Raw genomic sequence first — 6,536 nt, 5'->3', positions numbered from 1 at the left:
CACGGGCTTTATTTCCAGCACCAATTTTTAAAACGGCCACACATAGAGTTCGTATTAAATTTAATATAGATAAAGATTCCTGCCCACGTTAGCACAAGAAATTAATGGAGTTCTTCATATGGTGAATGGCGCCCATCGTCCAATAGTATGACCATAAGATAGACCCGACTAAAACCAATTTCAGCATATCCGTTAGCTTGTTTAGTTCCTTTTTTCTGAACACTACTTACCTTATTTATTTTAGGCGATTGGTCTTCCAAAGATTCGGACTTCACAATTTTACACTCTATACCTATTGAAGCATTTTCTTTATCTTTTTCATAAAGAAGAATATCAATATCCCCTGGCATTTTATTAGGTAGTGTAATGGGATCTTTAACACCGCAATGGTATTTTACAGAATTGGATGTCCGAAATAAGTTTTGAAATAACATTCTTCGAAAATCGTCATTTTCCATTAGCCAATTAACGGTTTCATCTTCGCTCTCAAAAGTTCGTGTTACACTAACATCTGGCTTAGGATTGTTTACGAAAAAGGAAATAGTCGATTTACCATCAATACGCTGTCTGTCCGAAAACACAAATTGCGTTACCTTATATTCAGGTTGTTTATCTTTCTGAAATAGTTTTTTGAATTTGTTCCTGAATCTTGCAAATAACTTCATAGATTAAAACGGCAAAACCTGACTTGTAAATTCTTTAAATATTTCGCTTGCCAATGCTTTATCAAATGCCTTGGCTGTTACTAAATCGCCAAGTTTAGATTTTAGTAATTGACCGAATGATTTTTTACTCAAATGCGGAATATCATTGCGAAGCTCATCGAATTCGTCAAAAATGATTTGTTGGCCAAAACCTAATCCTTCAAGTTTTAAGAGAACTTGTTTTATGAGTTCTTTCAGTTCCTCGTCGGAATTACTAATTTTAGAATAGTCTGTTACTCTAGCCTTTCTTGCTTGTTCTATGGCATACTTTCCTTCCAGCTTTAGTTTGGCGTTAACTTCTCGACCGTTCAATGAATCAATTAAACCTCGATTTTCGAGCATTCTTCCATAGTCCCAATCTTCGCCACGACCATTCAATTTTACACCATTACCTTCAAGAATCCAGTTGATGGAATGGTATTTACCATCATTATATAGGTCGTAGAGTTTTGAAAGGATAAGGTCGAGTATGCCTTCGGTGTCGAGATTTTGGCGTTCATTAATATCAATTTCATTTGGCCTTACGATAGCATCAGAAATGAATAACATTTTCAAATAGTAGTCAAGCCCGTTGATTTCATCTTTTAAGGCCTGAATTTCATTTTTAACTTTTTGGTCAACACTTAATTTAAAGCCTGTATTGAACCCTTTTTGGGCTTTGAATTCATTTGCAAAATTTCTGTTTTCTGGTTCGAAGGATTTACGAACATAGCTGACTACCGAATTTTCCCAAGACTGTTTTTCTTCTTTTAATATTTCAAATTCTTCTTCTGTTCTTGAGGATATGTGTTTTTCAACAAGAGCCTCACCGTTAGACTTGAAACCTTTAACTTCACTTTTAAAATCTTCCCATTTTACTTTTAAGACCATAAACCATATTTTAATCCTAAAGGTAATGTAATGAAAATATGAAATGTTAAAATAATGATTCAAGATTTCAACACTTCGTAAACAATTATTTAGAAATTGATAACACTATCCAGAGCATCATCCGCGTCTTTATGGATGAAGTTGGCTTGGTACCTTATGGTTGTTGTTACAGAAGAATGGCGATACAATTTTTGTAACATCTGAATCGGAATTTTATCACCAGAAATATTTCCGAAGCTATGCCGAGCAATATGCATACTTATATTTTTCTGTATTCCGAGACTTTTTGCTGCAATTTTTAATCTTCTATTCAAATTTCGAGTTATGGATTGTGTTCTTTTAGACACTTCTTCGGTGTCATTAAGATCTACGCCTTTCAATTGAGGAAACACGAGTCCATTATAATTTGATTTTTCTCTGTAAAAGTTGAAAATTTCGATGGCTTTATCTGGAATTTTGAGAGAAACTAGTTTACTGTTTTTGTTCATCCGGTAGAGTAGGCGCCCATCATTAAAATCTGACCACTTTAATTTTAAGGCATCGCCAACGCGTATTCCTGCAAAGTAAAAACTGACAAGCCATACGTGAACGGCTTTCTGTTGCGCTTCAGTTAAACCCTCTGCATTCTCTAACTTTTGTATTTCATCAGCGCTAAATCCTATTTTTTGAGCCTCTGGAATTTTGATTGTCATTTTACCTTTTCCAAATGGATATAATCCTCTATCTGCAATTGATTCAGAAATTGCAAGATTGAATATCGTTCTGATAAGAATTAAATAATTTACGACTGTTCTGGGCGCAAGTTTTTTCTTGTGAAGCAGGAAAGTTTCAAACTTTTTAAGAACCGTTGCATTTAGCTTGTTGAACGGAAGAATATCTTTATCAAGAAATTCCTTGAACTTTTTTATTCGCCCAAGTTCAGTGTCATACTGATGATGTTTATTTCTGTTTTTTAAGTTTTGAAGGTGCATTTCTGCTACTGCAAAAAAATCAAGTCCTTTGGTAGCTACAATTTTCGTTTTAATGTCAGATACGGTTTGATACTCTGGATTCATTTCAGATTTCAAAACCTTATCGTTGGCTTCTGCAACCTTGGTTGAAATAAAATTATTCAGCACTTTAGAGTTAGGGTGAGATTTTCGCACACAACGATTTTTATTATCCCAAAAGTTTTCATCGACATATTGACCTGTACTAATAAAAGTACTTTTTCGGTCTTTCGTGATACGTATAGCGATGGGCAATAGCCCAGCCTTATTTCTCTTTTTACGGATTACCGCTCTTACTGTAGCCATATTAAAATTATTTATGCTATAAAGATAATCAATTTAGGTACAACATAGGTACAACATTTGTTAGTTTTGTTTGATATTATTTGCTGTAAAAATATATTAAGTCATATATAAAACATTGATTTATAGTGTTTTTAGGTTAAATTGATATGATGGTATCAAAAACTCATAACCCGAAGGTCACTGGTTCGAGTCCAGTTCCCGCTACTAGTAAAGACAAGGCTTCACAGAAATGTGAGGCCTTTTTCTTTTTCGGATAGTACAGAATAATGTTATTTACGTTCCTTCATTTTATTTATTCTCATTTGGTTTCTTTATACTAAACACAATAGATATTAAATACTAATATCTACGAGAGCCCATTCCATTATATGGAGTAAAAAAATGTTCCCTTCCAGACAAGAATCCTCACTACAAAAGTCTTGTACACAACTCCAAAGCTTGCTATTTTCATTTCAATTGCCCGCTCAATCCCGGGAAAATTCGGGAAGCGGCCAAACTCCATTTCCAATCTCCATCTTTGAAATTAAGTCCGCTTTTAAATCCTTAATAAAGTATTTAAAGTAATACCCTTTCGGTAAAAATTTGGGAATATACTAATTCGTTAATTTTGTGAGAAAATGCAAAATTTATTCACCCACTAAACTAAGTTTCAAATTAGAATAATCGATTTCCTGGGAATTCTTGGCTTTATTAATCTAATCTTTCACTCTGAGTGTAGTATAATAAGAGAATCATCTGACTTTAATATTCATAATCATTACCCTCCCGACTCAACAACCAAGAAGCTTTTACTTCTGCCAATCCTACTTTCATTTCCTCAAAGACCTCAGGATATTTTTCTGCCAGGTTGTTGGATTCCGTAGGATCTTCTTCAAGGTTAAAAAGCATCATTTCCATTCCTTTTTCAGGAATACATATTTTGTATTTTCCTTTAATAAAGGAGTAAATTTCGGTGTCTTTATACAACCTCTGATAACCTGATGCTATTGGCTTATTTCTTTTAGTTTGTTCTCCTTTCAAAAAAGGAATAAGACTAATACCATCAAGAGGAAAACTCTTCATTTTTATTCCTAATAAATCAATAATTGTAGGTAGAAAATCTTCCGTTGAGGCTTGAAAATCTGTAACCTGACCGGTTTCAATCATTCCCGGCCATTCAATAAGAGAAGGGACTCGGATTCCACCTTCCCACATCTGATGTTTATGCCCCCTAAACGGGCCGGCAGAGGCTATACCTTTTTTGGCCAATGGATCAGCAGGACCATTATCGCTGGTAAAGAAGATAATAGTATTTTCGTCTAAATTATTAGCCTTTAAATAGGTTCTAATACGCCCTATTTGCTCATCCATAGCGGTTATAGCTCCGTATAAATGTTTTTGTTTTTCCGGTAAACTTGGGTATTTAGCCAGGTATTCGGGCCCTGCTACTACGGGTTCATGCGGTGTGTGAAACCATATCGTAGCCAGGAAAGGCTTATTTTCTTTTACCGCCTTTTCAATAAATGGAATAGCTCTATCCATGATTATACGGCTATCGTCTCCTTCAAGATTTTTGGTGACCACCTTTCCATTATGGAGATATCTGGAGCCATCCCAAGAACCATCATCAGCCACTCCAAAATTGTCCCATCCTTTTGGAACCTTAGTGGGATTATAAGTAGGCACTGCACTTCTAGTAGCAAAAGTCTCATCAAAACCATGGTGCTGAGGAGGTGAATAAAAACCTCTGGACTGCACCTCCTCAGGCTCTATCCAACCCAAATGCCATTTCCCAAAAAAACCTGTGGCGTATCCTGCGTTTTTAAGAAGTTCTGCAATGGTTTTTTCCCCCTGCCGCAAGCCCCCTGTATGTGCTGCGAAAATTCCCTGTCTGAAGGGGCTCCTTCCAGTTAAGACACTGGCTCTCGTAGGAGAGCAAAGCGGGGCAGCCGCATAAAAATTTGTAAACCTCATGCCTTTTGCTGCCATTTGATCCAGGTGAGGCGTTACTATATTCTTATTACCGTTAAAACCAACATCTCCCCATCCCAGGTCATCAGCCATTAATAAAATAATGTTGGGAGTATTTGAGTTTTTTTCATTTTGTTGTGCGCTAACTTCCAATTGATACCCCAAAAGATAAATTAGAAGAAGGCTAGCATGTATTATTGTTTTCATCCCTAAATATTATTTTTGAATTATTTCTTCATTTACCACATTCCCTGCCACATCACGATGGATAAATTTGATAGTAGGTATTCCTTTTTCTCGATTTATCTTTACCTCTAGAAAGCCACCTTTAACACGCAGGAAGCTATGTTCTGGCCTTTTATCGTCGGCTTCCCATCCGCCCGCATGTGCATCTGTACCTGGGCCTACTGAATATTCTTTCACCCCGGTCTCAGCATCAACCGATACATATTGCCAATGCCTGTCTCCACAGACTACATACATATTCTCCTGTTCTGCCAGAAAATTTCTTATCTCCTTTCCCTCGTGACTAAATCCTTCATTTGCATGATTGTCATTTTTATTTTTCCTATCAGGCCCTACAATTGGAGTAGGGGACAAAAGAATTTTAAAAGTGGCATCTGAAGCAGCTACGGTTTTATAAAACCAATCTTTTTGTTCCTGGCCCCAGATAGTTTTATCCGGTCCATCAGGCATGGTGTTGGGAGAACGAAAATCCCTACCTTCTACCATCCATATCTGAAGGTCTTTGCCCCAACGAATTGTTCTGTAATTTGGAGAAGCCACTGGCACCTCTTCGGTAAAAAACTTTAAACCTTCTTCAAAAGTAAAATCTCCCATAAATCGGGTTTCTCTGCCCGGCCATGAGTCATCCATCCAGGTATCATGATCATCTTTTATGAAATAGCTCGGAATCTTTTTATGAAAATTGACATGAGCAGGTAAGCTGAACATACGGTCCCAATGCCACCGGGCTAATTCCGCTGTTTTACCAAGATCATCATAATATAAAATATCTCCCAGGTGAACGAAAAAAGAAGGCTTCAGCTTTTCCATCTCATCATAGATTTTAAGGCCATAACCCAGAGAATCTATATCATCATAAGAGATGCAGGTAGTGGCAGTAAAAGATATGGGCTTGTGAGCGTCCGCCATTGGAGCGGTGGTAAAACTTCCCTTAATTGTTTCCCCGGTTTTTTTGCGATCAGTGCTGGAAACCAGTTCAATTTCATACAAGGTATTCGGATTGAGATTTTTTAGCTTTATATTATTCGTGAAATTTGTGGATTTATCTGCTCGTAACCATTCTTTTGATTGCCAGTTCTGCGTACCTTTTTCTTTATACTTTAATTGAACATACCCTTCCATGCCAGGGACGGCCCCTTCAATGTTAGTAACATCGTGGCCCTCGGGATAAACTACTTTTGGAGGTAAATCCGGCCGTCTTCCACCGGGTCTTTTAATCCATTCTCCAGAATCGGTTTTATAAAATACCTCAGGCATTGGAGCTTCCTCACTTACCCTTTCTGCTTCTTTGGTAAGTCTTACCCAAATTATTGCAGAATTTGAGGTTACCTCTCCAATTTTAATTCCGGTAGCAAAAAAGGGAGCTCTTCGGTTTGTTTCTTGGCATCCCATCGTAAAGAAACTCAAAAACAGTAGTATTCCAACAGACCATAAACCACTTGTTTTTTTGTTTAATTTAAGCATACTTTTG

5 protein-coding genes are annotated in these 6,536 nt (G+C 36.8%); all 5 read right to left on the bottom strand.

The window, feature by feature from the left end:
- Positions 1 to 101: 101 nt before the first annotated feature.
- The 5 genes from DHD80_RS11940 to DHD80_RS11920 all read right to left on the bottom strand — a co-directional run bounded on the left by DHD80_RS11940 (position 102) and on the right by DHD80_RS11920 (position 6,529).
- Positions 102 to 665 (bottom strand): hypothetical protein, encoded by a 564-nt coding sequence (locus DHD80_RS11940; protein ID WP_251741412.1) that lies wholly within the window; start codon positions 663 to 665, stop codon positions 102 to 104.
- 3 nt (positions 666 to 668) lie between these two features.
- Positions 669 to 1,574, bottom strand: coding sequence for a hypothetical protein (locus DHD80_RS11935; protein ID WP_251741411.1), 906 nt, complete (start codon positions 1,572 to 1,574; stop codon positions 669 to 671).
- Positions 1,575 to 1,663: 89 nt separating this feature from the next.
- Positions 1,664 to 2,869, bottom strand: coding sequence for a site-specific integrase (locus DHD80_RS11930; protein ID WP_251741410.1), 1,206 nt, complete (start codon positions 2,867 to 2,869; stop codon positions 1,664 to 1,666).
- Positions 2,870 to 3,610: 741 nt separating this feature from the next.
- Entirely contained in the window at positions 3,611 to 5,026 is a 1,416-nt protein-coding gene (locus DHD80_RS11925) for a sulfatase-like hydrolase/transferase (protein WP_251741409.1), read from the bottom strand.
- A 9-nt stretch (positions 5,027 to 5,035) separates the two neighbouring features.
- Positions 5,036 to 6,529: an alkaline phosphatase D family protein gene (locus DHD80_RS11920; RefSeq protein ID WP_251741408.1), complete on the bottom strand. Its 1,494-nt coding sequence runs from the start codon at positions 6,527 to 6,529 to the stop codon at positions 5,036 to 5,038.
- Between the last annotated feature and the right edge of the window lie 7 nt (positions 6,530 to 6,536).

Source organism: Gramella sp. AN32 (genome assembly GCF_023718305.1).
Taxonomy (GTDB): Bacteria; Bacteroidota; Bacteroidia; order Flavobacteriales; family Flavobacteriaceae; genus Christiangramia; species Christiangramia antarctica.
This window is presented reverse-complemented; position numbering and strand designations above follow the sequence as displayed.

Bases quoted from the DNA above. Each gene is read 5' to 3' on its own strand.
- DHD80_RS11940 (WP_251741412.1), bottom strand. From the start codon at position 665: ATGAAGTTATTTGCAAGATTCAGGAACAAATTCAAAAAACTATTTCAG.
- DHD80_RS11935 (WP_251741411.1), bottom strand. From the start codon at position 1,574: ATGGTCTTAAAAGTAAAATGGGAAGATTTTAAAAGTGAAGTTAAAGGT.
- DHD80_RS11930 (WP_251741410.1), bottom strand. From the start codon at position 2,869: ATGGCTACAGTAAGAGCGGTAATCCGTAAAAAGAGAAATAAGGCTGGG.
- DHD80_RS11925 (WP_251741409.1), bottom strand. From the start codon at position 5,026: ATGAAAACAATAATACATGCTAGCCTTCTTCTAATTTATCTTTTGGGG.
- DHD80_RS11920 (WP_251741408.1), bottom strand. From the start codon at position 6,529: ATGCTTAAATTAAACAAAAAAACAAGTGGTTTATGGTCTGTTGGAATA.